This is a genomic window from Chryseobacterium sp. CBo1 (assembly GCF_001693475.1).
Lineage (GTDB): Bacteria > Bacteroidota > Bacteroidia > Flavobacteriales > Weeksellaceae > Chryseobacterium > Chryseobacterium formosense.
The window spans coordinates 16,730-42,925 of record NZ_MAUH01000017.1 but is presented as its reverse complement, the minus strand read 5'-3'; the positions used below and the strand labels follow the sequence as shown (position 1 = coordinate 42,925).

At 37.6% G+C, this 26,196-nt stretch carries 25 protein-coding genes and 1 pseudogene; 16 read left to right on the top strand and 10 right to left on the bottom strand.

Features of this window, described 5'->3' with window-relative positions; genetic code table 11:
• Positions 1-70: 70 nt before the first annotated feature.
• Positions 71-838, top strand: coding sequence for a Zn-ribbon-containing protein (locus BA768_RS11385; protein ID WP_065720843.1), 768 nt, complete (start codon positions 71-73; stop codon positions 836-838).
• 194 nt (positions 839-1,032) lie between these two features.
• Here the strand turns inward: BA768_RS11385 and BA768_RS11380 are convergent, their stop codons facing one another.
• Positions 1,033-1,275, bottom strand: coding sequence for a hypothetical protein (locus tag BA768_RS11380; protein ID WP_123947105.1), 243 nt, complete (start codon positions 1,273-1,275; stop codon positions 1,033-1,035).
• A 512-nt stretch (positions 1,276-1,787) separates the two neighbouring features.
• On the opposite strand from BA768_RS11380, the gene BA768_RS21490 reads away from it, so the two are divergent.
• The 8 genes from BA768_RS21490 (at position 1,788) to BA768_RS11345 (ending at position 9,819) form a co-directional block, all read left to right on the top strand.
• Positions 1,788-2,615, top strand: coding sequence for an IS110 family transposase (locus tag BA768_RS21490; RefSeq protein ID WP_228388393.1), 828 nt, complete (start codon positions 1,788-1,790; stop codon positions 2,613-2,615).
• Between the two features lie 11 nt (positions 2,616-2,626).
• Positions 2,627-3,145, top strand: coding sequence for a transposase (locus BA768_RS21485; protein WP_228388391.1), 519 nt, complete (start codon positions 2,627-2,629; stop codon positions 3,143-3,145).
• 54 nt (positions 3,146-3,199) lie between these two features.
• On the top strand, positions 3,200-4,075 hold the full coding sequence (locus BA768_RS11370; RefSeq protein WP_065720841.1) for a helix-turn-helix domain-containing protein: 876 nt from the start codon (positions 3,200-3,202) through the stop codon (positions 4,073-4,075).
• Positions 4,076-4,161: 86 nt separating this feature from the next.
• Positions 4,162-5,781 (top strand): oleate hydratase, encoded by a 1,620-nt coding sequence (locus BA768_RS11365; RefSeq protein WP_228388397.1) that lies wholly within the window; start codon positions 4,162-4,164, stop codon positions 5,779-5,781.
• 46 nt (positions 5,782-5,827) lie between these two features.
• Complete coding sequence (locus BA768_RS11360; protein WP_065720839.1) at positions 5,828-6,385, top strand: hypothetical protein; 558 nt, start codon at positions 5,828-5,830, stop codon at positions 6,383-6,385.
• A gap of 24 nt (positions 6,386-6,409) precedes the next feature.
• On the top strand, positions 6,410-7,765 hold the full coding sequence (locus tag BA768_RS11355) for a Dyp-type peroxidase (protein WP_065720838.1): 1,356 nt from the start codon (positions 6,410-6,412) through the stop codon (positions 7,763-7,765).
• Positions 7,766-7,775: 10 nt separating this feature from the next.
• A complete protein-coding gene (locus tag BA768_RS11350) occupies positions 7,776-8,912 on the top strand; it encodes a catalase family protein (protein WP_065720865.1) in 1,137 nt (378 codons plus the stop codon).
• Between the two features lie 10 nt (positions 8,913-8,922).
• Positions 8,923-9,819: a 3-hydroxyacyl-CoA dehydrogenase gene (locus tag BA768_RS11345; RefSeq protein ID WP_065720837.1), complete on the top strand. Its 897-nt coding sequence runs from the start codon at positions 8,923-8,925 to the stop codon at positions 9,817-9,819.
• A 266-nt stretch (positions 9,820-10,085) separates the two neighbouring features.
• Here the strand turns inward: BA768_RS11345 and BA768_RS11340 are convergent, their stop codons facing one another.
• The 4 genes from BA768_RS11340 to BA768_RS11330 all read right to left on the bottom strand — a co-directional run bounded on the left by BA768_RS11340 (position 10,086) and on the right by BA768_RS11330 (position 13,991).
• Positions 10,086-11,315, bottom strand: a complete 1,230-nt coding sequence (locus BA768_RS11340; RefSeq protein WP_083206652.1) for an IS91 family transposase — start codon at positions 11,313-11,315, stop codon at positions 10,086-10,088.
• On the bottom strand, positions 11,312-11,890 hold the full coding sequence (locus BA768_RS11335) for a tyrosine-type recombinase/integrase (protein ID WP_228388395.1): 579 nt from the start codon (positions 11,888-11,890) through the stop codon (positions 11,312-11,314). Before BA768_RS11335 ends, BA768_RS11340 begins: the two co-directional genes overlap by 4 nt.
• A gap of 564 nt (positions 11,891-12,454) precedes the next feature.
• A complete protein-coding gene (locus tag BA768_RS21480) occupies positions 12,455-12,847 on the bottom strand; it encodes a transposase (RefSeq protein ID WP_262484170.1) in 393 nt (130 codons plus the stop codon).
• Entirely contained in the window at positions 12,798-13,991 is a 1,194-nt protein-coding gene (locus tag BA768_RS11330; protein WP_228388389.1) for a transposase, read from the bottom strand. Before BA768_RS11330 ends, BA768_RS21480 begins: the two co-directional genes overlap by 50 nt.
• 443 nt (positions 13,992-14,434) lie before the next feature.
• On the opposite strand from BA768_RS11330, the pseudogene BA768_RS21775 reads away from it, so the two are divergent.
• The 5 genes and pseudogenes from BA768_RS21775 to BA768_RS21590 form a co-directional block, all read left to right on the top strand.
• A pseudogene (locus BA768_RS21775) lies at positions 14,435-14,740 on the top strand (putative quinol monooxygenase); the annotation flags it as partial.
• Between the two features lie 451 nt (positions 14,741-15,191).
• The gene (locus BA768_RS11320) at positions 15,192-16,229 is read left to right on the top strand and encodes an L-dopachrome tautomerase-related protein (protein ID WP_065720836.1); all 1,038 of its coding nucleotides are present in this window, start codon (positions 15,192-15,194) and stop codon (positions 16,227-16,229) included.
• A 286-nt stretch (positions 16,230-16,515) separates the two neighbouring features.
• The gene (locus tag BA768_RS11310) at positions 16,516-17,046 is read left to right on the top strand and encodes a DUF421 domain-containing protein (protein ID WP_065720834.1); all 531 of its coding nucleotides are present in this window, start codon (positions 16,516-16,518) and stop codon (positions 17,044-17,046) included.
• Positions 17,047-17,361: 315 nt separating this feature from the next.
• Positions 17,362-17,715, top strand: a complete 354-nt coding sequence (locus BA768_RS21595) for an ATP-binding protein (RefSeq protein ID WP_262484169.1) — start codon at positions 17,362-17,364, stop codon at positions 17,713-17,715.
• 14 nt (positions 17,716-17,729) lie between these two features.
• Positions 17,730-18,101, top strand: a complete 372-nt coding sequence (locus tag BA768_RS21590) for an ATP-binding protein (protein ID WP_262484171.1) — start codon at positions 17,730-17,732, stop codon at positions 18,099-18,101.
• Positions 18,102-18,980: 879 nt separating this feature from the next.
• Here BA768_RS21590 and BA768_RS11300 read toward each other — a convergent pair.
• Both BA768_RS11300 and BA768_RS11295 read right to left on the bottom strand, forming a co-directional pair.
• Positions 18,981-19,613, bottom strand: coding sequence for a PRC-barrel domain-containing protein (locus BA768_RS11300; protein WP_065720833.1), 633 nt, complete (start codon positions 19,611-19,613; stop codon positions 18,981-18,983).
• A 30-nt stretch (positions 19,614-19,643) separates the two neighbouring features.
• A complete protein-coding gene (locus tag BA768_RS11295) occupies positions 19,644-20,300 on the bottom strand; it encodes an OmpA family protein (RefSeq protein WP_065720832.1) in 657 nt (218 codons plus the stop codon).
• A gap of 305 nt (positions 20,301-20,605) precedes the next feature.
• Here BA768_RS11295 and BA768_RS11290 point away from each other — a divergent pair, with 305 nt between their 5' ends.
• Positions 20,606-20,878, top strand: coding sequence for a hypothetical protein (locus BA768_RS11290; RefSeq protein WP_065720831.1), 273 nt, complete (start codon positions 20,606-20,608; stop codon positions 20,876-20,878).
• A 332-nt stretch (positions 20,879-21,210) separates the two neighbouring features.
• On the opposite strand, the gene BA768_RS11285 is transcribed toward BA768_RS11290, so the two are convergent.
• Entirely contained in the window at positions 21,211-21,687 is a 477-nt protein-coding gene (locus BA768_RS11285; RefSeq protein ID WP_065720830.1) for a hypothetical protein, read from the bottom strand.
• Between the two features lie 5 nt (positions 21,688-21,692).
• Entirely contained in the window at positions 21,693-21,959 is a 267-nt protein-coding gene (locus BA768_RS11280; RefSeq protein WP_065720829.1) for a hypothetical protein, read from the bottom strand.
• A gap of 682 nt (positions 21,960-22,641) precedes the next feature.
• Between BA768_RS11280 and BA768_RS11270 the strand changes: the two genes are divergently transcribed.
• On the top strand, positions 22,642-22,980 hold the full coding sequence (locus BA768_RS11270; protein WP_065720827.1) for a YtxH domain-containing protein: 339 nt from the start codon (positions 22,642-22,644) through the stop codon (positions 22,978-22,980).
• A 288-nt stretch (positions 22,981-23,268) separates the two neighbouring features.
• Here the strand turns inward: BA768_RS11270 and BA768_RS11265 are convergent, their stop codons facing one another.
• Positions 23,269-26,160, bottom strand: coding sequence for an AsmA-like C-terminal region-containing protein (locus tag BA768_RS11265; RefSeq protein WP_065720826.1), 2,892 nt, complete (start codon positions 26,158-26,160; stop codon positions 23,269-23,271).
• Between the last annotated feature and the right edge of the window lie 36 nt (positions 26,161-26,196).

The window sequence follows — 26,196 nt, the reverse complement described above, 5'->3', positions numbered from 1 at the left end:
AACAGTCGTTCAAATTAAGCCCGCACTTCGCCAATACTTTTTCCGTTACCTGCAAGCATAAAAGACGACAATGTACATTCAAGAAATATCAATTGACATAAAAACCAAAACGGACAAAGACAAACTTGTCGACGAGTTTGGGTTACTAATGTCCTTCTATCGTGGTAACGGTCAGACACAGGGAAGAATTGAATCCCAGTATATCGAAAATGACAAAATAGTTTGTTTGCCTTTCACACTTGAAAAAAACTCACTCGACAAAAAATTAAATAACTTCTATGTAAATCGACAAAGTGAAAAAATTGAAAAACTTTGCAATTCCAAACTAACATTTAAGACGGTAGGCAAATCTTACGACAGCTACAAGACACCTTGTAAATGTAAAAAGTCCGACTTCTATATTCTTATTACAAACTATGTGACAATTGAATCACCGTTGACTTGTGGGACTTGTAATAAATCAGTACCGCTTTATCTACTGCCTGCATATTATGACTTTGGATATATGCCGATTTTGAGTTGGGAGACAAATTACATTTCTTGTGACAGCTTACAAATGAATTGCGAAGTTGGAGAACGTTGGGCTTTAAATCAGATGCAAGAAATAACTTCACAGCTTTCCAAACAGGGAGTTGGAATATGCAGAAAAATTGAAGAACTAACTTCAATTCCGACCTATTACTATTTACATAATTATAAAAAGTCTAAAGGCGACCAATTAACAAGACCTTGTCCAAGTTGCAGTAAAAAATGGGACTTAAAAACTCAATTACATAATCTGTACGACTTTAAATGTGACAAATGCAAAATAGTATCGACCATATCACCAAACTCTTGACAAGAATGCCAGCAGGTAACATTGGTAACCGTTGCACAACTCCTATTTTTTAAAACTTATAAATAAATATGACCTCTTTAGAAGCGATTTTAGAGAGGTTTTTGCTTTTTTGGTGGGTAGATTTTTAGGATTTTGAGGCTCTTAATTCAGGGATATGAAGGTCGTATTTTGAAGTTTTGGGAAAAGCCAAGACTTTACTTTGGGAAGGTCTTGAATTTGAGCTTTGCTTTTTTTTTCGGGCAGAAAATTTGAGTAGTTTCTTTAAATTTTAAGATAATGCCGCCATTTGGCTGTCCGTAGTATTGTTTGGTGCTTGAATAGAGAAATTGAAAATCTACTTCAAAACTGATTTTTCTATAAAAGTTATCCATAGGAACCAGCCTATCTAAGCTAAGTTCGTAGAACAATTGTGGTGTAAAATTTTTTCGTCCCTGCATATATAAATTTACCAAAAAAACATCACAAAACAAAGAGTTTTTTCCTATATTTGAGTTGTGCAACAAGCACAGCAGTTTGGCAAAATGGCGGGTTTAGTGCTAAATTCAACAGCAGTTCTTCGATTGAACTTTTGTGCAAAACTGAACATTTGTGCTTCGATTTCCGCCACTTCGCCAAGCTGCAAAACGTTAGCTGTAATTCCTCTACTCGAAAACGAAGTTGTTTTTAGCCGCTAACGAGGAGGAGTCGGCGTGAAAAATTCAATATTCCAAATCCATTATTTCTTATCTTAGTAATCGCTCCTTGAAAAGACCGGTTTAAGCAATGGTGTTTAAAAACCCGCCTGCAATTCAGGTAAGATTGCACAAAAGTCTTTGGTAGTAATACTTCAGACGGCGTTAGTTTTTAATGGCGAGTCTGCGATAAGCAGATATCCCGATCAGAATAATTTCAAATTTAGCAAAGTGCAGTCCTTGGAGCTTTTTATTGGTTTAATTGAAAAAATTGAGACATGGAAACTAAGAAGCAGATTTCACTCGAAGTGGTAAATTCCAATGCTGCGGGAATAGACATTGGAAGCCGTAGCCATTGGGCAGCTGTAGGGCAAAATGCGGAGGATGTAAAAGAATTTGGGGTGTACAGCCAAGATCAGCTCGAGATGTGTAACTGGCTACACTCAAAAGGTGTTACCTCCATTGCAATGGAATCCACCGGAACTTACTGGCAAAACCTATTTTCCACTTTGGTGGGCCAGGGTTTTGAGGTGATTTTGGTGAATGGCAGACAAACCAAAAACATCAAAGGAAAAAAGACCGACATTAAAGATTGTCAGTGGATACAGAAACTGCATTCTCTCGGGCTTTTGAGTGCCAGTTTTTTGCCAGATTCGGACACGGATACTGTACGGACCTATTCCAGACACCGTCAAAACCTGCTCAAGCAATCTGCATCATGCACCAGGAGGATGCAAAAATATCTGCGATTGATGAATATGAGGCTTGAAGTTGTGGTAAGGGATATAGTCGGTCTTACAGGATCTTGCATTATTGAAGCTTTTCTAAACGGAGAGCACAAGGGAGAGGAATTGGCAAAACTCCGTCATTATAATTGTCGGAAATCAGAGGAGGAAATCGCAAAAGCTCTGCAGTTCAATGGGCGCAAAGATTATCTCTTTGCCTTGAAGCAAGAGTGGGATTCCTACAAACACCTCCAGCAACAAATCATGGATACGGATTTGCAGATCGACCGGCTCCTGAAGGAATTCATCGAAAAGGACGAGCATAAGAAACAGCATACCATTGAAAAAAAAAGCACAAGCGAAAAAACAAAAATGCGGTAAGCCAAACGGATATGAATTTAATTGCTTACCAATACTTCGAAGGTGTAGATCTGATGGCTATTGAAGGGGTAAGTGAGGGATTGATTATGACCCTTATTGCTGAAATCGGACTAGACGGTATTAGGAAATTCCCCACTGCTAAACAGTTCACGGCCTGGCTTAGGCTTGCGCCAAACAACAAGATAAGCGGAGGCAAGGTGCTGTCCCACCACATCCCGAAAGGAAGTTCAAGGCTCAAGATTGCCTTTCGAAACACTGCCAATGCCATCGGTAATCTCAAAGAAGGCTGGCTCGCAGACTTTTTCAAAAGGTTGAACTACAAGAAAGGAAGAGCAACTGCTGTCTCTGCACTGGCCCGCAAACTTGCCGTCATCATCTGGAACATGCTTGTGAAAGGGCAAAGCTACCAACCACCTTCACTATATCTATTCCTTGACGAGAAAAGAAAAATTGCTGCAGCCAAAAGAATTCAAAAACAAATCACTAAATTTGGATTGACTGACAGAGATATTGAAATCACAAAATACTGATTATCAATATTAAAATTTAACGTTAGTCAGAATGCTAAAAAAACAGTTATAATAATGAACGAATACGGAAGCCTGAAAGAAACCCTGTCATTCTATGATATAAAAACCAATGAGCCGTATTATGTTTCTACTGGAAATCAGATGTTCGAATTACCTAAAAAACCATTCAAGATGGATTTTTACACTTTCTGTATCTGTACATCGGGGCATATTGAAATTGAAATTGACAATACCAAGTACATCATCGAAGAAAATGCTTTTTTGGTATCGGCACCCTCTACCATTGTCCGATTTGTATCGCATTCCGAAAATTTTCGAATGAAAATTCTGTTTTTCGAAAATACATTTTTGTTAAAAAATATCGCAAATCCCTTTTTCATCGAAAAATTAGATTTGTTCTCAAAAGGCAGCTATACGGTTTGTAGTGCAGATTGTGTTCAGTCCAAGCACCTATTTATTTTACTTAACTACCTTTACAAGCAAAAAGACCGTACTGATCGTTATGCGAAGGACATTATCAGGACCATTATCATTAATCTTCTTTTAGAAATCAGTTCGGTTATAGAAAAATCTGGAAAAGAATTGTCAATTTCAATTGAACAGGATAATAGCAATCTCTATTATAAATTTCTACATTTAGTACAGCAACGTGTTCCAGAGCAAAGAAGTGTTCAGTATTATGCCGACCAACTTTTTGTGAGCAACAAACACCTTATCGCTGCGGTAAAAAAGCATTCCGGCAAAACGCCACACCAAATTATTAATGAAGCATTGCTTAAAGTAACTTATGTATTACTTGGTAATCCCGAAAAAAACATTGTGGAAATTGCATTGGATTTAGGTTTCAGTTCTTCCTCATCATTTGGACGTTTTTTTAAAAAATATGCTTCCATTTCACCTCAAAAATTCAGGAAACAAATCCTAAAATAGAATGAGGAAATAATTGTATATAAATACTGAATTTGGGGATACTACTGAAAAATAGTATATTTTAACTTTGTAGTCTAAACAAAGAGATTCAAAAATTAAATTTAAAGATAATGAGCACAGACAATTCAAACAAGCACGCCTACTTTGTGGGAGGCGGATTAGCAAGTTTAGCAGGAGCCGTTTATTTGGTGGAAGATGCTGGCTTTAAAGGCGAAAATATTCACATCATCGAAGCATTACCAATCTTGGGAGGCAGCAACGATGGCTCCGGAAGCAAGGAAAAAGGCTTCATCTGCCGTGGCGGAAGGATGCTGAATGAAGAAACCTATGAAAACTTTTGGGATTTAACTTCAAGAATACCTTCGTTAGAAGTGCCGAATATTTCGGTTAAAGATGAAATTCTCGCTTTTGACCACGCCAATCCAACCCACGCCAACGCAAGATTGATCGACAAAGACGGAACAAAACTTCCGGTTACCGATATGGGTTTCAATACGGGGGATCGTATGAAAATGGTCAAACTATTCTTTGCCGATGAAAACGATCTGGATAACGTGACGATTCGGGATTGGTTCGACGATCATTTCTTCACCACCAATTTCTGGTATATGTGGCAAACCACTTTCGCCTGGCAGGAATGGAGCAGTATTTTTGAATTTCAACGTTATATGATGCGGATGCTGCTGGAATTCTCCAGAATCGAAACATTGGAAGGCGTTACCAGAACACCTTACAACCAATACGAATCGGTGATTTTGCCTTTGAAAAAATTCTTGGACAAATACAATGTCGATTTTTCATTGCGTAAAACCGTAACCGACCTGCATTTCAAAGAAGGTGACGGCATTACCGTAACCGAAGTTGAATGCGTCAATGCAGAAGGCAATACCGAAATCATCAAAGTAAACGAAGGCGATCTGGTATTTTTTACCAATGGCTGCATCACCGATAATTCCAACAACGGCGACTATAAAACACCGGCAAAATATCTACCCGGAAATCCGCCAAGTTTTGCCCTTTGGCGTAAAATTGCCGACAAAAAACCGGGCAAATTGGGAAATCCGGATCCTTTCTTAACCAAGCCTGATGAAACCAAATGGTATTCTTTCACACCGACTTTCAAAGGTCATAAAATGCTGCAACTAATTGAAGAATACAGCGGCAACAAGCCTGGAAGCGGTGCATTGATGACTTTTAAAGATTCATCATGGCGGATGTCCATCGTTGTGGCAGCGCAACCGCACTTCAAAGCACAAGGCGATGACACCACGATACTTTGGGGTTATGGATTGTACCCTGACAAAATCGGTGATTTTGTAAAAAAACCGATGATCGACTGTACCGGGGAAGAAATCCTGACCGAATTCATCCATCATTTGCATTTTGAAAAACACGAACAGGAAATCAAAGACAGCGTGATTAATGTGATCCCTTGTATGATGCCGTATATCGATGCCTTGTTCCAGCCAAGAGCCAAATCCGACCGCCCTGCAGTGGTTCCTGAAGGAAGTACCAACCTGGCAATGATCAGTCAGTTTGTGGAAATTGCAGAAGATATGGTTTTTACCGAAGAATATTCCGTACGTGCGGCAAGAACTGCGGTATACACTTTGCTACATTTATACAAAAAAGTTACGCCGGTTACCGAATACTGGAAACGTCCCGATGTATTGGCAAAAGCCATTCACACGTCGTATAGAGGGTAAAAGGATTAAGTTAACTTATAAAGTTTGAAGTTAAAAATTTATAAATATGGCAATATTCGAAAATTTAAAATTAACGGCAGAGCTTATTAAAGCTAATTTTTCTGAAGGTATTGATGATGGTTACGACCATTCTACCACATCTGCGGGAAAAAAAGGATTGCGATCGGGCCGGGTTTCCGAGCTTACCGCTATGGCAGATTTAAAGCCGGGAGGTGCGGAAAATCTAAAAAAAATTATGGAGATCGCAAACGGAAATTTAAAAGGTGCGACAAAAGTGGGTACACTTCACGATTTGAGAATTGTACTTTTCGATAACGATACCAAAATTCTGTTTTGCACGGCATACGATGGAGATTGGGATGCGTACATAGATGATTTTGCCACAAAAATTCCGCAATTGATGGATATTATTTTCGGAAATGTAGAAGGCTGGCCGGGAATTAAGGATCCATCCGTGAAAGAATTTATTTTAAGCAAACAAATTACTGCAACAGGTTGGTATGTTGGTGTACCTCATCTAACGGTGAATGACGTTCGTAGAAACGATAAAATCATTACCGGGCTGAACAAAGCTATTGATGAAGCCAACCAAATCGAGAAATAGACCTCCAAATATTAAAGAAAAACGATGGCATTAGATTTTTTGAAAAGGATTTTCAATCCCAATAAAGTTACCATTGCATTAGAAGAAATTCAGGCGTTGATTTTAAGAAGCCGTCCCGTTCCTTACTACGGAACGGTGGCTCTTCTAGAAATAAAAAATGCTGAAAAGGCGAAACAGATGCTGAAACATTTGATTCCGCTCATTAATTCCGCAAAAGATTGGCACAAAAACGAAGGCGCCTCTGTTTTTTTAACATTCACCTATAATGGTTTAGAAAAAATTGGCGTTCCGCAAGATTCGCTGGATTCTTTTCCGGAATCGTTTAAGGAAGGAATGGCAAAACGCTCGGCTTATCTTTATGACATCGGTGTAAACGATCCTAAAAACTGGGATAAAGCATTTAAAAATGTAAATGTGCACATCGCCGCTGCAGTTATTGCCGACAGTGAAGCAGCTTGGCAGGAAAAACTTAAAGAATTTCGTTCTAAACTGGAAAGTGACAGCGGTATAGATGTATTAATCAGTCACGATTTTGGCGCGACCGAGGAAGTGAAAAACGTATTTGGTTTCCGTGATGGTATCAGTAATCCTGAAGTAGATGGCAGCGGAATCGAAATCCCTTCCGGATTTGACAGACCCATAAAAGCCGGTGAATTCATCCTCGGTTATCCCGGTGAAGGCGATATTACCAAACCTTATCCGAAACCTGATGTGTTAGGCAAAAATGGTTCATTTATGATTTTCAGAAAATACCAAAGTCAGGTGGCAGATTTTAATAAATATGTATTAGAAAACACCAATTCTCCGGAAGAGGCAGAATTGCTGGCTTCCAAAATGGTGGGCAGATGGCGAAGTGGTGCTCCATTGGTTCTTTCGCCCGATAAAGATGATAAAGCACTGGGTGATGATGCTGAGAAAAACAATGACTTTTCTTTTAAAAATGATGAATTTGGGAAGAAATGTCCGTTCAGTTCTCACATCAGACGAATGAATCCAAGGGATTCAAAATCTTTTGTTTTGGAGGATGAACGTTTGCACAGAATCATTCGCAGAAGCGTAACTTTTGGAGACATTGTTCCACCGGAGGTTACAAAAGATGACGGTAAAGAACGTGGACAATATTTTATGGGAATCAGTGCCAATGCAATGGGAACATTGGAATTTCTTCAAAAACAGTGGGCGAACGATGGTAATTCTCAAAATCTTGGCTCCGAAAAAGATCCTATGATTGGTGTTCAGGACAAGGAAGGTCTCTTCACAATGCCTGCAGATCCTCTTGTGAAAAGGTATAAAGGTCTGCAGACTTTCAATATTGTAAAAGGAGGGGAATATTGTTTCATCCCAAGTATTTCTGCCCTGAAATGGATCAGTGACTTATAAAACGAAAAAAATGAGCGACTACATAAAATACAGTTATGATCTGGAAGAAATTCCTGAAAATTTTGACCAGTACATAGCCAAAATCAATAAAGACATTGTAGATTATATCCGAAATACGCCGGAAATAAGCAAAATCTCGCACCATACCCGGGATGCACACGCAAACGGATATGCCGTTTTAAAGGCGGAGGTAGAAATTTTGGGAAATCTCGCACCGGAACTAGCACAGGGCATTTATGCCAAACCCGGAATATACGAAGCCGTCGTTCGCTTTTCGAATGGTTCTTCCAGAGTTTTGCCGGATAAACTGAGTGGGAATGCACAAGGATTTGCTCTTAAAATTTTCGGAATCGAAGGAAAAAAACTCGCTCCGGGAGAAGAGGATTCTCCTAATGTGGATTTTAACCTTATCAACAATCCTGTGTTTTTTTGCAACACTGCCGAACACTACGTATTTATCTCCAAACTGTTTTTAACCATTAATGATTTTTTTGAGAGAGGAGCTTTGGGAAAACTGGAATTTTCAGCACTTTGGGTAACAGAAAATAAAAAAGCATTCCCGAATTTTGAAGCTTTGAAAGAATTGGGCGCTTTAAAAACGTTTGAAAAAATACCTTCCATAAACAGTTTCCTGTATGAATTTTACAGTATGGGAGCCGTTCGTCACGGCGATTATATAGCAAAAGTCCGCATTGTGCCAACCGAACAAACCAAAAATGCCATTACCGAAAAAGATGTTGACATTGAAAGTGAAGATTGGCCCTATCGCAAAGCTATTATTAAGGAAATTGCAAAAAACGAACTGACTTTTGAGTTGCAAATACAGTTGTGCAAAGACTTAAAAAAAATGCCGATTAACGATCTTACGGAAGAATGGCCGCAAGAATTGTCGCCGTTCAGAACGGTTGCAAAAATTACGATTCCCAAACAGAAAGTCCCGGAAAATGGCAATTTTGAAGTGATGGAAAATTTGTCATTCACACCATTCCGTACCATTGAAGAAAATTCGCCCATTGGAAATCTTCAACGGTCTCGGCAATCTGCTTACGTTACGTCATCCACAACTCGACACGATCTCAATCATAAAAAAAGAAAGGAACCGAAAAATATAAGTGAAGCTTTCGATTCTGAATTTTATAAACTTTAATTAAACTAAGATGATCTATAAAAATATAACCGTAGCCGGAAGCGGCGTATTGGGTTACCAAATTGCTTTTCAAACAGCTTTTCATGGTTTTAATGTTACTGTTTACGACATCAATGATGAGGTTTTAGAAAACGCCAAAGCCAAGTTTGATATTCTGGCAAAATCTTACAGGCAAGATCTCAAAGCGACTGATGCAAAAATTGAAGCAACAAAAACGAATCTACAGTACAGTTCCAATTTAGCCGAAGCCGTAAAAGATGCAGATTTGGTTATTGAAGCCGTTCCTGAAAATCCTCAAATTAAAATCGGATTTTATGAACAGTTGGCTAAAGTTGCCCCTGAAAAAACAGATTTTGCAACCAACTCTTCTACAATGTTGCCAAGTCAGTTTGCTGAATATACCGGTCGTCCTGCAAAGTTTGTCGCATTGCATTTTGCCAATGACATTTGGAAACATAATACTGCCGAAATTATGGGACATCCGGGAACGGATCCGAAAGTTTTTGACAACGTAGTAGCCTTTGCAAAAGCAATCGGAATGGTGGCTTTGCCTTTGCACAAAGAGCAACCCGGCTATATTGTTAATTCATTGCTGGTTCCATTATTAAGTGCTGCCACCAATCTTTTGGTAAACGAAGTTGCCGATGTACAAACCATCGATAAAACCTGGATGGTAGCAACAGGAGCACCATTAGGTCCTTTCGGAATTTTGGATGTGGTAGGTATTACAACCGCTTATAACATCAACAAAATGGCAGCTGATGCCACCAAAGATCCACTCAAAATCAAAACTGTGGAATATCTTAAGGAGAATTTTATCGATAAAAACAAACTGGGCGTGGCTACAGGAGAAGGTTTTTATAAATATCCAAATCCGGCTTATAAAGACAAAGATTTTTTGAAGTAGTCGAAAGCACTACAGCTAATAACTAAGTTTTCGTTGGGCTTGAAAAGCCAACAATGAAAACCCTGTTGAACGGAATCCTTCGGCAGGCTCAGGACAGCGCACTTCGGGAGCTTTTAACAACCTTATGGATTTATCGACGAAAGATTTTTAGAGATACAGGAGACTTTGAGAAAGGTCTCTTTTTTTTGAGGTGATGTTGGTGTTTTTTTTAGGTTTTATCCGGTTTTAGTTTGTCTTAAACACATAAAATCCCTTACCCAAATCCGTTAAATTGCAGATTTAGGAGCAGCTAAATTTCGGCTCATTTCCAAAAACCATGTTGGCGGACCTCGAAGATCGAATGTGCCAATCGTTACCAAGTTCCCAACTTTACAACAGCTACATTTCGGCTGAAAAACTTTGGGTGGTGGCTTTTCTTTGGGTTGTATGCCTAAATTCTGTTGCAGATTTTTTAGTTTGATACGCTTCCAAGTGCTGCTCAAAAAGCCGTAATGACGGATTTTCACAAACCTTTTCGGCAAAATATGAAGCGAAAAACGGCGGATAAACTCTTCATGGCTCAAAACCATCTGTTTTTTGATGCCTTTCTGGCGGTAATCTTTGTAGCTGAACGTTACGTTTTCAGCATCAATTTTCCTGATTCTCTGGTTACTGATCGCGATTTTATGTGTGTATCTGCCCAAATATTCAACCACAGATTGTGAGCTACCAAATGGCTTTTTAGCATAAACAACCCATCGTTTTTCCCACAGACTTTGTCTGAGATTTTCGTAGTTTTCAGATTCATTTTCATAATTTCCAGTTTGATTTTTATCAAATTTTAAGGATAATTGAAGCTTTAGTTTCTCACAAAATTTAGCCCTGAAAACTTTACTCAAAGCCTTTACTGGAAACAGAAATTTACCGTCATTTCTGATATTTTTCCAACTTCCGTCTTGTGTAATTCCACCACCCGGAACGATGCAGTGTAAGTGCGGATGAAGGCTCAAATTCTGACCCCACGTGTGCAAAACAGAGATCATTCCCATCTTTAAACCTCGCTTTTTTCCGAATGTTTGAAGCGTTTCCCAAGCCGATTCAAACAAAATATCGTACACCATTTTAGGCTGATGCAACACCAACCTGTTTAAAACCTCAGGAATCGTAAAAACCACGTGGAAATATGGTACAGGAAGCAGCTCTGTCTCTCGGTTTTCAATCCATTTTTCCCGGTTTTTACCCTGACATTTTGGGCAGTGGCGATTGCGGCAGGAGTTATAACTGATGCTCAGATTTCCACATTCATCACAAGCATCAATATGACCGCCCAAAGCTGATGTACGGCATTTCCTGAGTGCTGAAAGTGTTCGTAGTTGCCAAGAATTTAACCCTAAATTTTCCAGTTTGGAACCTAAAATATTCAACACATCAGCGATTTCATAGCGAGGTTGAGATTGAGATTGAGGCTGAAAACAAGATGGGTTTGTCTGTTTTTCTATGGTTTTAAAACCACTCATTTCTTCCCAAATTCTGAAAAAAGAATATCCAGCGGACTGTAAAGTTTTTGCGGAGAAAGTTGGGCAATCTGAAGGTAAACCAGCGTGGTATCAATACTTTCGTGGCCGAGAAGATTTTTGATGCTCAAAATATCCATCCCATCTTCCAGAAGATGCGTCGCAAAACTGTGGCGAAGCGTATGAACACTCACTTCTTTCAGTATTTTTGCCGTTCTGGATACCTGCTTTACCGCCCACTGAACCCCGCGTTGGGAATAGCGTGAGTCGAAATCTCCACCTGCCCTTCCTTCTCTGGGCATTCCAAAAAGATAATTTTTGGGGTTTTCGGCTTCGATATACTTTTTCAAGCCACGAATCAAATGCTCGGAAAGTGGCAAATACCGGTCTTTTTTACCCTTGCCTTGCACTACTTTAAGTTGTTTTCTATCAAAATCTAAGTCGCACAAACGGAGGTTTCGAACTTCCATACAGCGCAATCCGCAGCCGTAAAGAATGCCAATAAGCATTTTATGTTTTAAAAGTTTACAGCTAGACAACATCTGCCAAACCTCTTGTTTACTAAGTACTACAGGCAGTTTTTTCTCTCTTTTAATTTCAAGAAGACTCAGATAATCGTAGCTTAATCCTTCCGATTTCAGCAGAAAACGAAGTCCGTAAACCGTGTGTTTAAAATAAGACTGTGAAGGGGATTATGATTTTTTTTGAAGATAAAAAAGGTAATCATGAATTTGCTCAGGATCAAGTTCTATAGGAATTTTTCCAAAATGTAGCGACACTGCTGCCACATGTCGGGAGTAATTATTAAACGTACTTTGGCTTCTTCCCAACACCGAAACCGTGCGCTCAAACCGTTGCAAAAGCTCCGTAAATCCCGGAACTTCACGCCTGGCCTGATTGATAATTTTGTTCTCCCGAAGCTCTTCTAAACTCTTTTTTTTGTTGCCATTTTACTGATTTTTAATTAGTTTTACAAAGTAATTAAAAATATGCGGATAGGGGCTACCGAAGGTTTAGTTCAACAGGCGTAACCGTTGCACAACTCCTATTTTAAAAATCATTAATAAATATGACCTCTTTAGAAGCGATTTTAGAGAGGTTTTTGCTTTTTTGGTGGGTAGATTTTTAGGATTTTGAGACTTTTAATTCAAGGATATAACGCTCGTATTTTGCAGTTTTGGGAAAAGCCAAGACTTTACTTTGGGAAGGTCTTGAATTTGAGCTTTGCTTTTTGCTTTTCGGGCTGAAAATTTCAGTAGTTTCTTTAAATTATAAGATAATGCCGCCATCAAAACATGCTTGTTGGCAGATTTTATGCCGCGAGCATTGATGCGTTTCATCGAATGATGATTGATAAGCGTGCCCAAAACAGGCTCCACCGTAGAACTCCGCCGTTTGGTGAGGTATCTCGTGTAGTTTTTATCTCTGTTCAGCTTTTCGTGCATGGCATCGTAAAGTGGTTTATGAATGCTGTCGTCAAGCTTTTTAAATTTCGTAACTTTCCCACAAACCCTCTCTAAGTGGGCATTTCCCACAATCTTTTTCGCTGCTTCGGTAGACTTTTTTTGTGTAGCCTTTAGAATCGATCGCTTCTTTTTTGAATGGTAAAAAAGCATTATTGCCTCCTTCTTTTGTGCATTCGTAGCGGTTTTCTGCTTGGCTGAAAACAAAACCCTCACGATGAGATTTATACTGTCCAAAATTGGGGATATAAGCATTAATACCGCGTTTTTGACAATAGCTTAAACTTTCTCCACTGCTGTAACCCGCATCGGCTAAAATTTCATCGGGTTGTAAATGGTTTTCTTTAAAATTGGCTAAAGTCTGATCCATAATTTCATTAAAAATTGCTGAATCTTTACTCCCAGAAGTACTTCCGCAAGCTCCTGTAATTACGTGATGAGCATCGTCTACTGAAACTTGTCCCGAATAATTCAAATGTCTGGCTTTACCTGGTTTTACAGAGATTTTTGCATCGGGATCTGTGGGAGAATAATGCGTATGGTTTGATAAATATTTTGGACGAATTAAATTACCATCTTCATCTTTTCTTTCGCTTTTAGTATTCCCAGGCATGCCTTTGTAAGCTTCTTCTTTCCAGCTGTGGTGCTGGTTGACGAGTTTTTTACGCGTGGTCGTCACTTTATACTCAGAATTTTCTTCCAGTTCATTAACAAAAGCACTCGCATCGTCTAAAACTTCTTTCTCCACCAAACTGTCCATACTCGCATTGGCTTTGATGAAAGCGGAGTCTACCGCCTGACGTTTGCCTCTCACCATTCCTTTTTCTATACATAAACTCAAAATTTGCCTGAAGAGTTGCAGGAAAACATCCTCTCCCAAAAGCCCTCTTGTACGAGAAATAGTGCTGTGCCAAGGAAGTTCTTCATCCAGATCATATCCTAAAAACAATCGCACATCTAAGCAATTACTGCAAAAACGAAGCAAAGCCCTGTCGCTATTGATATTATTGAGGTAACCTACCAATAAGATTTTAAAAAACACAACCGGATCAATACTTTGATGACCTTCTGTACCGTAGTATTTTTTGGTGCTCGAATATAGAAATTGAAAATTTAATTCAAAACTGATTTTTCTATAAAAATTATCCATGGGAACCAGCCTATCTAAGCTGAGTTCGTAGAACAATTGTGGTGTAAAATTTTTTCGTCCCTGCATATATAAATTTACCTAAAAAACATCACAACACAAAGCGTTTTTCACTATATTTGAGTTGTGCAACAAGCACATTGTATTGGCAAAATGCGGGGTTAAGATCAAAGTTTAAATTTTCGTCATTTTTTGCCGCCGCTATTTTTCTATTTCACATTTTTTTGTAATTTAGTTTCATAGAAAAAATATCGGCTACGTTTGGTCAAATCTTGAACTAAAGTTCTTCGAATTTCCCGCACTTCGCCAATACTTTTTCCGTTAGCGGCTATTGAGGCAAACTCCATAAACAAAACAAAAACGCTATAAGCCATTATCGAAACGGAAACACACATGTGTTTCCAAAATGAACTGTCGGGGGCAGAAAACGCAGCAGCAGATTATAGTAATTATAAATTATTTCCTATCTTTAATATGTCGAAATTTAAAGAATCAAATTAATACCTACAACCATGGCGATAACTACAAAAGGATTACTTGTCCGTTTAGAAGCGAAACACGGCAAAGACGAAGAGGTGGAAGCTTTTCTATCTTCTGCACTTCCATTAGTACGGCAAGAGTCGGGAACAAAAGCCTGGTTTGCCGTTCGCTTTGGCCGTTCTGAATATGGCATTGTCGATTTTTTCCCGGATGAGGTATCCCGTGATGCTCATCTTAACGGAGCAGTTGCAAGCGCCTTACAGCAAAAAGCAGATGAGTTATTTGAAACCTCCCCGGATATCCAGAAAATAGAGATACTTGCCAGCAAACTACCATCCCAGCCGCCAGCTGAACCTAATACAAAAGCATTATTGCTCACATTTAAAGCGAAAGAGGGCCACGAGCAGGAGGTGATGCAATTTTTAAAAGATGCCCAGCCTTTGGTCATGGATGAAGAAGAGACCATTGCGTGGTTTGCTATCTGCCTGCCTAATGGTGAGTATGGCATTTTTGATGTTTTCCCTGACAACGGTGGCCGTATAAAACACCTCGTGGGCCGTGTTCCCCAGGAATTAACCAAACATGCGCTTTCGTTGCTTGGCAGTTTCCCTGATATGGATTTGCTGAAGGTAACGGCGGAGAATTTTAATCTATGATGAATTTAGAAATAACCGCTTCGGCTGATAACCGGATAATAATGGACACTTTAAGTTCAAAAAAAAGCAAGCATAGAAACGTATCGACCTGTAAAATTTTTAATGGTAACAATTCAATTAAAATCACCCAATCATGAGTACACGCAGTCATCAACTGGAACAAGTATTTTCAGATGACACCTACCAGTTAACCGGTGTGGCTATATCGAAAGACGGCCGTTTGTTTGCCTGTTATCCTTTGTGGCCCGGACCGCATAAATACGATGTTGTAGAAATTTTACCCAACAACCAAGTGAAGCCTTATCCCGACGAACAGTGGAACAGTTGGAAGGAAGGTGACGATGGCAAAAGCAAATGGGTTTGTGTGCAGGCGGTGTATGTTGACGATGAAAATTACCTGTGGGTGGTGGACCCGGCCTGCGTTTACATGGAACAAGTGTACGACAACAGTTTTAAACTGGTAAAGTTCAACCTGGCTACCAACAGCATCGAAGAAGTGTACCGGTTTGATGGCGTATTAAGCAGCAAAAGTTATATCAACGACGTTCGGGTTGATACCCGTAGAAAGGTGGCCTATTTAACCAACATGAATGAAGGGGGAATTGTAGTGGTTAATCTTGAAACGGGAAAAAGCCGGGAGCTTTTGCGCAATCACTATTCGGTGAAACATGACCCTGCCTTTAAGCTGGTCGTGGACGGGAAAGAATTCAAAAAGAAGGGCAAACCCGTTCACCTTCATTCCGATGGCATTGCCTTAACACCCGATGGCGAATGGCTGTATTACAAACCGCTCACCGATAACAAGCTGTACCGCATTCGAACCGAAGCCTTGCGCAATGAAGAATTGCCTGAAGATGAACTGGAAGCTGCGGTAGAGGATTTGGGAACGTTTGCCGTTACTGATGGGATGATCTTTGACCCGGCCGGCAACCTGTACCAGGGAGATTACCAGCATTATAAAATGGTAAGAATAACTCCTGAACTTAAGCAGGAAGATGTAGTAGCAGATGAAATGCTGATATGGCCCGATAGTTATTCCATTTCGGCCGACGGTTATTTATACATCAGTTGCTCGCAGATCAATAAGCAACCCGATTACAACGAAGGCGAAAATAAAAGAACAACACCGTATGCCATTTACCGGATGAAGTTGCCGGTTGCTAAAATATGAGGAACTTGTATTTTATCCCAGGTCTTATTTTGGTGACGGCAGGGAAGGTTACGATGTCAAGCTGTTTACAAAAAATGAACTGATCTCGGATGTACTCAAACATTTTGAACGTTTCGTGGAGATCGTATCTGAAGAAAGTAATACCATGTTTGTCAGCAGTGATTCGAACCATCGATTCAAATAGGAATTAAAATATGGAGATGGATCTGACACACTCATCAAAATCCAAGATCCCAATGAGGAAAGGTCTTTGCATTTGTCTGTTGATAACTTTAAAATCTCTGCTATGACCGATATTATTTTTGAAAGCTGGAGTAAGACTTTGGAAGTCGCACTGCTGACGATCATTTCATTTGTAACACTGTTTGTCTTTATAAGGATATCAGGTAAGAGAACGCTGGCCAAATTCAATGCGTTCGATTTTGTGGTTACCATAACACTTGGTTCGGTTCTGGCCTATATGATGCTTGGGCAGGTCAATCTAGCGGAAGGTACCGTTGTGCTCTTTATCATCATTGCGATGCAGCTGCTTTTCGCAAAACTATCAAGGAGGTCGCATGTCATGGACAAACTTCTGAATGCATCACCGAAATTACTGTTCTACCAAGGTTTATATCTGCATGATAACATGGAGAAGGAAATGGTCAGCAAGGACGAGATCGTCTCTGCCATAAGACAACGTGGACTGGCCGATATCAGTAAAGTGTTGGCAGTAGTGATAGAACCCAACGGTGAAATGAGCATTATCGAAGGTTCAAAAGATGGCGGAAGCAGCACTCTTCATCAACTTGAGAAGGCCGTGCAGGACGCATCATAAACTTAACGCATTAACTTGTTCAAAATCTAGCTGGCTCTAACTATTTTCGGATTAGATCCATATGATGTCAATCACTCATCGGTCCTGATGATCCGGATATTCTTTTCCTGGATCCTCTTCTGCAGCCATCTTGAAAGCTGGTCGCTGTCTATATCACCCCCGGAGTAAAGCAGGGTAAATTGAAGCCTGGCGCTGTCGGTCTGCGCATATTGCTCAATTTTGCCATAGGAGCTGGAAAATGAAGAAAAGGAGCAGGAACTGCCTGATCACGGCAACATCAGAGGAAAACAATACTATCATTAAATATCAACAGTTATGAACGAACCGACAGTGAGCAAAATGAAGCAAATGAAGCTTTACGGCATGCACAATGCCTTTAAGACCGCTATTGAAAGCGGAAGGACAGACCATTATACCCTCGACCAGTTTGTATCGATGCTCATCGATGCCGAATGGGATGAGAGGCACAACAGGCGCATAGAGCGAAGCATCAAAAATGCAAAGTTCCATTACAAGTCGAGTATTGAAAGTATCAACTTCGATGACACCCGCAACCTCGACCGTAATCTGGTCATGCGTCTTGCAGGATGTGAGTTCGTAGAAAAAAATGAGAACATCCTGATCACGGTAAGTACAGGCGTGGGTAAAAGTTATCTGGGACCGCCCTAGGGTACCAAGCATGCATTGAAGGCTTTAAGGTCAATTATTTTAATACTTCCAAGCTGTTTGCCAAGCTAAAAATGGTAAAAGCAGACGGATCCTACCTGCGCGAACTTGCAAAAATACAGAGACAGGATGTGATCATCCTTGATGATTTTGGTCTTCAGGCACTGGACAGCACCAACAGGATAACCCTTCTTGAGATTATAGAAGACCGTCACAACAACGGCTCCATCATTGTAACATCACAGATCCCGGTGCAGGACTGGTATGATATTATTGGCGAAAAAACCATCGCTGACGCTATTTTGGACAGACTCATCCATCAGTCTCACCGCCTGGAACTCCAGGGGGAATCTATGAGAAAGAAAAGAGCAGTAAATACGAGTAATTAATTATTATATTTGAATACCAATTGACACATGAAAAACAAGCGTTTTTATCAAAATTAAGGGTGGTCAATTTAAACCGAAATTACCTGGTCAATTTGAATTGGAATCGGGTGGTCAATATCACTGGAATTTGCACGAACAGCGTTTTCTTCAGGAACCGCTTATCACGCAAATGGAAGAACAGCATTTTCATTAGGAACTGCTTATCATGCGAATGGACGGACAGCATTTTCGCTAGGAACTTTCTACGATGAATATGGAAGAGTAGTAAATAATAAAAGCTTTAGCATTGCATTAGGAAAAGGTATTCAAATGCAAATTATTCCAACTATAAAGATTACAGTTTATGGGAGAAAAATTAATTAAAAATAAAGAAGAAGTGTTATAAATTATTTATTATCTTAAAGTGATAATAGGTCTCAAAAAACGATTCAAAATTTTTGATTAGTTGGAATTATCTTTACTTTGTTCAATATTAATACGACATATGAAGTTAAAATGTACTAACAACGGTTTAACTTTTTTCATGCAAAACGGTTTTGAAATATCAATTAGTACATTCTTTGCTGAAGCTGAACATATTTTAAATAGTGGTTTGGCAGGTAAAGAAGATGAAATTATTTGACTATAATCTAAGAAAATAACTTTAAATTTGAGTCTTATAGTGAAGTTGCAAACATTTACTAAAGATAATCTCTACTCCCATTCCGACTACAACCAATAAGCTTTCAGAAATGAGAGCTTATTTTTTTAAAGAGATTGGAGTTAAAAAAAATATTGTGAATAAAATTTAGGAAGATGTCACAACAATAAAAGGTTAGCCTTTTATGCTAACCTTTTGAACCTTGTACCTTTTTTAGTTTACTTTTTTAAAGATGAACGTTACAATTTTCGTTTCAAATTTGATCTGGTTCCAGTATTGTAGAACTTCTCTTCATTGAAGTGTTCATGGTTATAAAATTCTTCAGCACTATACTCGCTTTCATCGATACGATAATTTGGATCGTTTAATCCCAGAAATGCCCTACGAGTGGCCACTTCAGTATGGGGATTGAGATTATCTCTCTCGTAAGCAGGCAACCAGCTTATGTGTTCTGCAGTTATTGGAACGACCACTACTTTACCGTCATCATTAGGATTATAGGTTGTTCTTTCTACGTACGATTGAGTTCCGATTTCGTTGCGTTCCAATATTCTTTCCTCAGGGTCTATGGTATTTCTTCTTTCATTTACGTCATTATTCTGCAGACGCCCATCATTGTATAATACCGCCGTTCCAATAGGTACCAATATTTTTTTCTGTTCAATGTTAAGTTCATTTTTGTCTACATCCACGACCATATAGCGGACTTTGCAACTATCAGGGTTAAACAAAAGTTCATCGACTTCTCCGATTTTTATGCCTGATCTGTTTTTAACATCCCAGCCTCTGATATCCGGTTCGCCATCTACAATTTCGTAATCACTACCACCAAGTTCAACAAGGTGAGTATATTTATTCTGTTCTAATGCCATGATTTTGATTTTTTAAGTTTCAATTTTGTTTTATTTATTTTTAAAAGCTACAATTTCCACATTGCGGTTTTGTTTACGTCCTGCTTCGTTTGCATTGGTAGCTACTGGCTCATTCTCACCCAGGGAATGGATCGATACTTTGCCTTGGTCGATTTTTCCGGAATTTACCAACCAGTCTTTCACCGCTGTTGCGCGCTCGGCACCTAACTGTTTGTTATGTGTCGCTGTGCCTGTTGAATCCGTGTTTCCATACACGCCGATATATGAACCGGCAAAACGTTTATTTAACACATCAGCAATTCGTTTCAATTTTGCCTCTGATTTGCTCTGGATCTTATTTTGATCAGTGGCAAAGAGAATATTCTCACCGAGCGTATAAATGGTGTAGTCAGCTCCTTGACGAACGATGATATCCTTGTCAGTGATATCAGGATCGGAAGTCGGCGGAGAATCAAAATTTACTGAGCTCCAGTCAGGTTCTGTCATTGCAACAGCATCTGCTTGGCCTGTAGTAACGTTAGTAGTATCCGTCGCAACGTTTGCTGTGTCTGATATTACTTTTTCATGAGTGGTATCCTGATTACATCGTTTCATAGCGAATAACAGAATTGCCAATGCAATTAATGCTAGTAAAAGCCAAGCCCACCAAGGCAGGCCGCTTTTAGGTTTTACTTCTAAGTGTGCCATAGTTAATTATTTTAATGATTTGAATTAATGATGTAATGATAATTTGATGTCCTCATAATTTTTCATAACAAAATTCTAGCCATCATAATATCAACCTATAAATTTTAATTAATTAAATCCCTCAAAATTCGTTTTAAATCTATAGAGCAATTAAAAATAATGCTGGTTTAGGATGCATTTTAATATTAACTTTACAGACATATTAAGATGGATAAAAGTTTTATAAAATAATACAATACTTTCCTATCAGGTAGAATTAAACCCATTCAATATAGTCTGAATATTAAAAACAGTAAATTTGTATTATGAGATTAAAATGCAATAGTAACAGTTTAATTTATATCAGCCAAAAAGTAATTTTAGGTATTAAAAGACCTAATTCTCTTGAAGGAGCAAAAGTCTTAGGTAAGCCCGTTTTAATCAATGCATGCAATATTGCTTTTTTAAGTCACAATAATGATGGGCAGGTGACTTTTTTTATGCAAAATGGGTTTGAAATATCGATTAATACATTTTACGCAGAAGCTGAGCAGATTCTAAATATTGCTATGCAAGGCAAGGAAGACGAAATCAATTAGAATTTAATATTGTTCCAATTAAGCTAATTATAATATCTAATAAATCTCAAAAAACGATTCTTTATAACTAGAAAATTAAATCAGACTTAATACAAATACTAAGCCTGATTTTTTAGATCTAACATATGGGTTTCCAAAAATTTTCTAGTATTTTACTTAATTGCTTTAAATTAACTATTTTCTTTTTTTTATCATTAAAATGATCGCTACTAATAGTAGTGTATTAAGTATCATTAAAAATAATAACGATAATAAAAACAATTCAAAATATTCATTGAAAAAAAGATAATCTGTTCTTTCAATTGGGATTAATTTACCTTCGTTCATTTCACTTAAAATTCAATTAATATATGTTGTGAATTTTCGATTTTCGAAAAATTTAGATTGTAATTCTCCGAAATTTTATACTTCTTAGAAAAATCTAAAAATTCATCAGATTTAAAAATATAATAAAAACTATCATTCAAAAAAGTAAATAATTTCTGATCCAAATTAAACATGGATTCAATTTCCAAAGTATAATCAGGCAAGGCTATTCCAATAGTATTATACCAATCATCCTTGTCTATGGAATGTTCTCTTAGTAAAAAATATTTTTTAAGAAATAATGAGTCTATATCCACGTTTTCAAATAAATCTTTCAAAATTGTCTCAGCTTCAAATACTTCAAATATTTCGTGATTTTTTATTTTTAAGTCTTCTAATAAATCTTTAATGTAATAGTAATAATTATCTACAACTTTTGTTTTATATTCTTCAGCGATTGTACTATTGTGAAGAATGGTTTTAGTTTGTAATAAAATATTCATGTTATTTATTTTTCAGGAGTTTTTTTCACTGTTGAACTCAAGCCATTTAAATTTTCTCTTGAGGTTGAAGTAAAACCTTTTTGAAGTCTTAAAACGTTACCTGTATTAATTAATAAATTATATTTAGCTCTCAGTAATTTGCCATAAGTTTTATCATTTGCAACCTTCATCCATGCATCATAATCGGTTGCTAAAACACCATAAACACTATCATTCTTAGTAAGCCCATTTGCGATTGCTTGGTCAATTCCCCGGCTAAGTACCTTATACATATTTACAAGAATTGCGTCCTAACAAAGTTAGCAACTCCACTTCATTAACGAGAATTAATATGAGAATTATCATATTATTATGACAAAAGTAATCTGCACTTACGACAAAACTTGATGCATATTTAGATTTCTCAAATATTTTAGATTTGCTAAAATAACAATGGTGGAAAAATTTAGGAAAAAAAACTAAACTCTACCTAATTTTTGTATCATCGTAATTTGACATTATCCACACAAGTTCTGACCAAGATTAGGGAGGCTGTCGATCGTCTGAAAAGGGAAATGGAGATATTCAGTGTTATCAGGAAAGTTACAGAGTTAAAATTCTGCTTCTCTTGCCATCAATGCCATAGACAATAAATTGCAGGGTATCAATTATTTCTATAAAAACGTGAGATCTAACGCTGTGATAAAAGAAATTGAAGATGAAATCATAGAATTCAACGCAGACCTTCTTGTCATGGTACAAAAAAAATGTGTATTCTGGGAATCATTTGTACACCGAATTAAAAAAAGAATCATGGCCTCAGGCCTTGATATTCCTTTTTTATCAATTCCAATTGATTAATCCTTTCAGATATTTTTAAAGAATATTATCGCATATCCTGCAGATGGTCAATTGGTATGTAAATTGTTCTTAAATATGTATCAAAAATTTAATCATTAACCTAAAAAATTAAATATGTCAAACAACAAAAGCAATTCAGCAAACGTATTAGCAGGATTATTGGCAGGTGCAGCAGCAGGTGTTATTCTTGGAATTATCTACGCACCGGATAAAGGAGCTGAGACAAGGAAAAAAATAAAAACAAAAGCTAACGACTTTAAGAATCAGGCTACAAATAAGTATACTGAATTTTCGGATAAAGTAAAAGATGGCTACAATAAGGTTTCGAATTCCATTAATGATGTTAGTACAAACGTGAAGGATAATTATGAAAAATATAAGGATCAGGCCGTATCCACCACAACTGACTTGCTTCAGGAAGTAGAGACGGGATTGAATAATCTAAAATCATAATTGTATCTATCACATTACATATTATATTATATTATATTATAAAGAGACCTTTACAGGTCTCTTGTTGTATCTCCCAGGAATTTACGATATTCTAGATAATGGTGGAAGTAGAAACCTCAAAATCATACATCTCTTTAATTTGTGCTTCAATATCACTTACACACATTATATATTTTTGGTAAACCATTACTAATCTAACAAATCTAGCGATTGTTTGATGATATAATTGTATGAAAAGAAAATAGCAGCTATAACGAACTGCTTTTTATATTTAAATAGCTATTAATTTTATTTTTTATTCTTTAAATCTTTTGTAATATTACTTTCTGCAGTTTTAGCTTTTTGTTCCTGAGCATTTTTTTCTTTTCGCTGCTGTCTTCTTGTTTTTTTCTCGGCACGTCTTTCTTCACGAATTACTTTATTGGATTTTTTGTTGTACAAAGCATCAACAATCCCCTGTCCTGTTTTACTGAAAATTTTCACCTGCGGTTTTTCATGTGTTCCAGTAACCACAATCGGAAAACCGATCAAACCTCCGGGAAGAATGCCGACTCTGATTCTCAGATCCAATAATCCGTTGAAGCTTGTAGTTCCACTAATCGTAGGTCTTAAAATAGATACTTTAAAAGTAAATTTATCAACGTGAATCAGGTTATTTTTAATGTGCGTTTCGATATTGACGCCCTTCATATCGGGATCATTAAAAGCTTTGGCTCCGATATTATCTCCGACTGCTGAAAGCATTTTCAGATTTTTGACCTCTACATCACGAAGGTTTACGACTCCTCCACCTTCCAAAGACGGATATATCGGTTTCATATTCTTATCGAAATCTCCCTTCAGTTTGTAATCCAAAGAAACAATTCCTTTGACGTTCTTTGCGGCAGTTGCCATTTCACGAACCATATCTATTTCGTTGTACGCTCTCTGAACATCAAAATCCAAAACATTCAAGGCAACATCATAATTTGCGGTTAATGGAGATTCGTCTTGGTAACGGGCATCAATTTTCATTCTGCTTCCTACAACATCGAATGATGTGTTTTTAAGAAAAACTTCTCCTTTATTAACTGAAGCAAGACCGAATAAATTATTGAGATTTAAACCTTTGAATTCAACATTTTTGGCATCAGCTTCCAGAGAAACATCAAGATTTTTCGGGATGATTACAACACCGCTGCTCTTCGGATTTTCTACTTTTGCATAATCAACTTCAATTGATTTTTTTGAGTTGTCACCATCTTTCAGAGCCATAAATTCATCAATCAGAATGTATCTTGATTTTAATTTAAACTTACCATGCAGCGTACCTTTTCTTTCAATAAAATAATTAATGGTATTCAAAAGATAACCATTCAAAGCAAAATCCGATTTTCCATAGTTGGCAAAAAACTTCCTGAACCACATTTTTTCATTTTCAAACTCAAAATTCCCCTCCTTGATGTAAAACGATTTCGGAAGATATTCTGTGGTGGCTTTTATATTTTTTAAAATTAAATTTCCTTTGTTATCTAATTTGCTGTACTGACCGGTTGTTGCGTAACTCTGTCGCCCGTTCAAAGACAGATCTGCCATAATCAAACCACTGATGTCTAAACCTTTTTTAGCAAAAACTTTGTAGATTCTTCCGACATTCAACACCCCTTTTGCACGGACTTTATATAAAACATCTTCAAAATTCTGCAAATCGGCGTTCACAAAAACAGGGTTTCCTTCAAAATCAAATTTGAAAGGATCGAGCTTTACACCCAGACTTCTAAAAGTTCCGTCTGTATTCACAATATTCGCAACAATATTGATGTCTTTTATGGGATTAGGATAATATTTTGTTTTCAGCCAACCGTTCTTCAGATTGAGATAACCGTTCGTTTTCGGGAATAATTTTTTGTCTAAACTGAAAATTCCGTTTGCTTTGATATTTGTATCCATCAATCCGCGGACGTCTATATCTTTTAAGCCTAAAGCCTGACTTAAAGTCTGTAAGTTGACCGCTCCTTTTACATCAGCATTAATCTGCATTTCATCTAAGCCTTTGGTTTTCACAACCGCTTTGAAATTATTATTTGGTCCGAGATCGAAGCTAAGGTTTCTTAAATCAAGACCTAATTGTTCGGTATTTAGATCCGGCAGATCAACATTCAGATCCATATTAAAATTGTTCATCGGAACCGGCGCTTTTCCATTCGAAACAAAGCCATCTTTTACAAACAGTCTTGCTTTTAACCTTGGCTTCAGGTTTTTCGGTTCACTGAATCTGCCTTTTAAACTAAAAAACAGATCACTGTTACCTTCAATCTTGGTATCTTTTGCCCAATCAAGATATTGTGGCGGAAGAACGGAAATCATATCCCGAATCGTCGTTTTTTCTGAAGCAGCATTGATGTCGAGATTATACCCGTCTTTCAAAATGCTGACAAAACCTGTAAATTTCAAGGGTAAATCATTGATTCTTAATTCATTTTTTCTTAAAACGAAAGTAAGGGCATTGGTATTAATTCTGGTAATCAGATCTGCATGCAATTTTTTTTGTTTGGCGTAATAAATTCTGTTTAAGCTAAAATCAAGTTTATCAATATCCAAATCGGTGGTAAGATCAAAAATGTCTTCACTCAAGCCTCCTTTTCCTGTATAATTTAAACCTTTTGCATCAACCAGAACTTTTGCAGAATGATCTCGGTAGATGATATTCCAGTTTTTTAGTTTAATTAAATCCAATTTAATCGATGCGCCGGTTGCCGTTGTATCTTTAGGTGTCTTCGATGGTTTTGAAACATAAACATTATAATTTGCTTCCCCTTTTGTGTTGACAAAAACATTCGCATAAGCATCTGTAGCGTATATTTCATCGATTTTTACTTCTCCGTCGAAGATGAGGTTTTTAAGATTGATTCCTACAGCAATTTCTTTTGCCGCCAGTAAAGTATCATTTTGAAATGGTTTTGAACCTTTCAGCAGAAAATCATCAACAGAAACAGTAAGAGAAGGAAAATGTCTGAAAAATGTAAGACGTGTTTTCTTATAATTGAGCTCACCTGCAAGATGTTTATTGGCAAAAACTTTCACCTGTTCCGAAATGGTTCCCGGAAACAAAAGCGGAATGATGAACATGAGAAAAAGAACAGAAGCAATGAAAATACCTGTCCACTTCAATATTTTTAAAATTATTTTTTGAAATCCCATAGAGCATTTTTATTAAAACCATAATCATAAAGTAAG

Coding starts and splice junctions, on each gene's coding strand:
- BA768_RS11385 (WP_065720843.1), top strand. CDS start 71: ATGTACATTCAAGAAATATCAATTGACATAAAAACCAAAACGGACAAA.
- BA768_RS11380 (WP_123947105.1), bottom strand. CDS start 1,275: ATGCAGGGACGAAAAAATTTTACACCACAATTGTTCTACGAACTTAGC.
- BA768_RS21490 (WP_228388393.1), top strand. CDS start 1,788: ATGGAAACTAAGAAGCAGATTTCACTCGAAGTGGTAAATTCCAATGCT.
- BA768_RS21485 (WP_228388391.1), top strand. CDS start 2,627: ATGAATTTAATTGCTTACCAATACTTCGAAGGTGTAGATCTGATGGCT.
- BA768_RS11370 (WP_065720841.1), top strand. CDS start 3,200: ATGAACGAATACGGAAGCCTGAAAGAAACCCTGTCATTCTATGATATA.
- BA768_RS11360 (WP_065720839.1), top strand. CDS start 5,828: ATGGCAATATTCGAAAATTTAAAATTAACGGCAGAGCTTATTAAAGCT.
- BA768_RS11355 (WP_065720838.1), top strand. CDS start 6,410: ATGGCATTAGATTTTTTGAAAAGGATTTTCAATCCCAATAAAGTTACC.
- BA768_RS11350 (WP_065720865.1), top strand. CDS start 7,776: ATGAGCGACTACATAAAATACAGTTATGATCTGGAAGAAATTCCTGAA.
- BA768_RS11345 (WP_065720837.1), top strand. CDS start 8,923: ATGATCTATAAAAATATAACCGTAGCCGGAAGCGGCGTATTGGGTTAC.
- BA768_RS11340 (WP_083206652.1), bottom strand. CDS start 11,315: ATGAGTGGTTTTAAAACCATAGAAAAACAGACAAACCCATCTTGTTTT.
- BA768_RS11330 (WP_228388389.1), bottom strand. CDS start 13,991: ATGCAGGGACGAAAAAATTTTACACCACAATTGTTCTACGAACTCAGC.
- BA768_RS11320 (WP_065720836.1), top strand. CDS start 15,192: ATGAGTACACGCAGTCATCAACTGGAACAAGTATTTTCAGATGACACC.
- BA768_RS11310 (WP_065720834.1), top strand. CDS start 16,516: ATGACCGATATTATTTTTGAAAGCTGGAGTAAGACTTTGGAAGTCGCA.
- BA768_RS21595 (WP_262484169.1), top strand. CDS start 17,362: ATGAACGAACCGACAGTGAGCAAAATGAAGCAAATGAAGCTTTACGGC.
- BA768_RS11300 (WP_065720833.1), bottom strand. CDS start 19,613: ATGGCATTAGAACAGAATAAATATACTCACCTTGTTGAACTTGGTGGT.
- BA768_RS11295 (WP_065720832.1), bottom strand. CDS start 20,300: ATGGCACACTTAGAAGTAAAACCTAAAAGCGGCCTGCCTTGGTGGGCT.
- BA768_RS11290 (WP_065720831.1), top strand. CDS start 20,606: ATGAGATTAAAATGCAATAGTAACAGTTTAATTTATATCAGCCAAAAA.
- BA768_RS11285 (WP_065720830.1), bottom strand. CDS start 21,687: ATGAATATTTTATTACAAACTAAAACCATTCTTCACAATAGTACAATC.
- BA768_RS11280 (WP_065720829.1), bottom strand. CDS start 21,959: ATGTATAAGGTACTTAGCCGGGGAATTGACCAAGCAATCGCAAATGGG.
- BA768_RS11270 (WP_065720827.1), top strand. CDS start 22,642: ATGTCAAACAACAAAAGCAATTCAGCAAACGTATTAGCAGGATTATTG.
- BA768_RS11265 (WP_065720826.1), bottom strand. CDS start 26,160: ATGGGATTTCAAAAAATAATTTTAAAAATATTGAAGTGGACAGGTATT.